This window comes from Streptomyces sp. NPDC111507, assembly GCF_055638955.1.
Genome location: NZ_JBVKBU010000052.1, coordinates 1 through 2,188 on the forward strand (window position 1 = coordinate 1; position 2,188 = coordinate 2,188).

Annotated in this window: 1 rRNA gene; it reads left to right on the plus strand. The window is 57.2% G+C overall.

The features are described from left to right. Positions 1 to 2,167: ribosomal RNA gene (locus ACZ7M2_RS52405) — 23S ribosomal RNA — on the plus strand; the annotation flags it as partial. Between the last annotated feature and the right edge of the window lie 21 nt (positions 2,168 to 2,188).

The following is a 2,188-nucleotide window of genomic DNA, read 5'->3' on the forward strand; positions in this document are numbered from 1 at the left end:
CCGGAGGTAGAGCACTGGATAGGCGATGGGCCCTACCGGGTTACTGACCTTAGCCAAACTCCGAATGCCGGTAAGTGAGAGCGCGGCAGTGAGACTGTGGGGGATAAGCTCCATGGTCGAGAGGGAAACAGCCCAGAGCATCGACTAAGGCCCCTAAGCGTACGCTAAGTGGGAAAGGATGTGGAGTCGCAGAGACAACCAGGAGGTTGGCTTAGAAGCAGCCACCCTTGAAAGAGTGCGTAATAGCTCACTGGTCTAGTGATTCCGCGCCGACAATGTAGCGGGGCTCAAGCGTACCGCCGAAGTCGTGTCATTGCAGCAATACGCCCAACGGCGGCTGTGATGGGTAGGGGAGCGTCGTGTGCCGGGTGAAGCCGCGCCGGAAGGCAGTGGTGGACGGTTCACGAGTGAGAATGCAGGCATGAGTAGCGATACACACGTGAGAAACGTGTGCGCCGATTGACTAAGGGTTCCTGGGTCAAGCTGATCTGCCCAGGGTAAGTCGGGACCTAAGGCGAGGCCGACAGGCGTAGTCGATGGATAACCGGTTGATATTCCGGTACCCGCTGTGAAGCGTCAAACATTGAACCAGGCGATGCTAAGTCCGTGAAGCCGCCCCGGAGCCTTCGGGCAAAGGGGAGTGGTGGAGCCGACGGACCAGACCTGCAGTAGGTGAGTGATGGGGTGACGCAGGAAGGTAGTCCATCCCGGGCGGTGGTTGTCCCGGGGTAAGGGTGTAGGCCGTGTGATAGGTAAATCCGTCGCACATCAAGGCTGAGACCTGATGCCGAGCCGATTGTGGTGAAGTGGATGATCCTATGCTGTCGAGAAAAGCCTCTAGCGAGTTTCATGGCGGCCCGTACCCTAAACCGACTCAGGTGGTCAGGTAGAGAATACCGAGGCGTTCGGGTGAACTATGGTTAAGGAACTCGGCAAAATGCCCCCGTAACTTCGGGAGAAGGGGGGCCATCACTGGTGATGAGTCTTGCACTCTGAGCTGGGGGTGGCCGCAGAGACCAGCGAGAAGCGACTGTTTACTAAAAACACAGGTCCGTGCGAAGCCGTAAGGCGATGTATACGGACTGACGCCTGCCCGGTGCTGGAACGTTAAGGGGACCGGTTAGTCACTCTTCGGGGTGGCGAAGCTGAGAACTTAAGCGCCAGTAAACGGCGGTGGTAACTATAACCATCCTAAGGTAGCGAAATTCCTTGTCGGGTAAGTTCCGACCTGCACGAATGGCGTAACGACTTCTCGACTGTCTCAACCATAGGCCCGGTGAAATTGCACTACGAGTAAAGATGCTCGTTTCGCGCAGCAGGACGGAAAGACCCCGGGACCTTTACTACAGTTTGATATTGGTGTTCGGTTCGGCTTGTGTAGGATAGGTGGGAGACTTTGAACTCTGAGCGCCAGCTCAGGGGGAGTCGTCGTTGAAATACCACTCTGGTCGTGCTGGATGTCTAACCTGGGTCCGTGATCCGGATCAGGGACAGTGTCTGATGGGTAGTTTAACTGGGGCGGTTGCCTCCTAAAGAGTAACGGAGGCGCCCAAAGGTTCCCTCAGCCTGGTTGGTAATCAGGTGTTGAGTGTAAGTGCACAAGGGAGCTTGACTGTGAGACCGACGGGTCGAGCAGGGACGAAAGTCGGGACTAGTGATCCGGCGGTGGCTTGTGGAAGCGCCGTCGCTCAACGGATAAAAGGTACCCCGGGGATAACAGGCTGATCTTCCCCAAGAGTCCATATCGACGGGATGGTTTGGCACCTCGATGTCGGCTCGTCGCATCCTGGGGCTGGAGTCGGTCCCAAGGGTTGGGCTGTTCGCCCATTAAAGCGGTACGCGAGCTGGGTTTAGAACGTCGTGAGACAGTTCGGTCCCTATCCGCTGTGCGCGTAGGAATATTGAGAAGGGCTGTCCCTAGTACGAGAGGACCGGGACGGACGAACCTCTGGTGTGCCAGTTGTCCTGCCAAGGGCATGGCTGGTTGGCTACGTTCGGGAGGGATAACCGCTGAAAGCATCTAAGCGGGAAGCCTGCTTCGAGATGAGTATTCCCACCCCCTTTGAGGGGTTAAGGCTCCCAGTAGACGACTGGGTTGATAGGCCGGATCTGGAAGGCGGGTAACCGCTGGAGGTGACCGGTACTAATAGGCCGAGGGCTTGTCCTCAGTTGCTCGCGTCCACTGTGT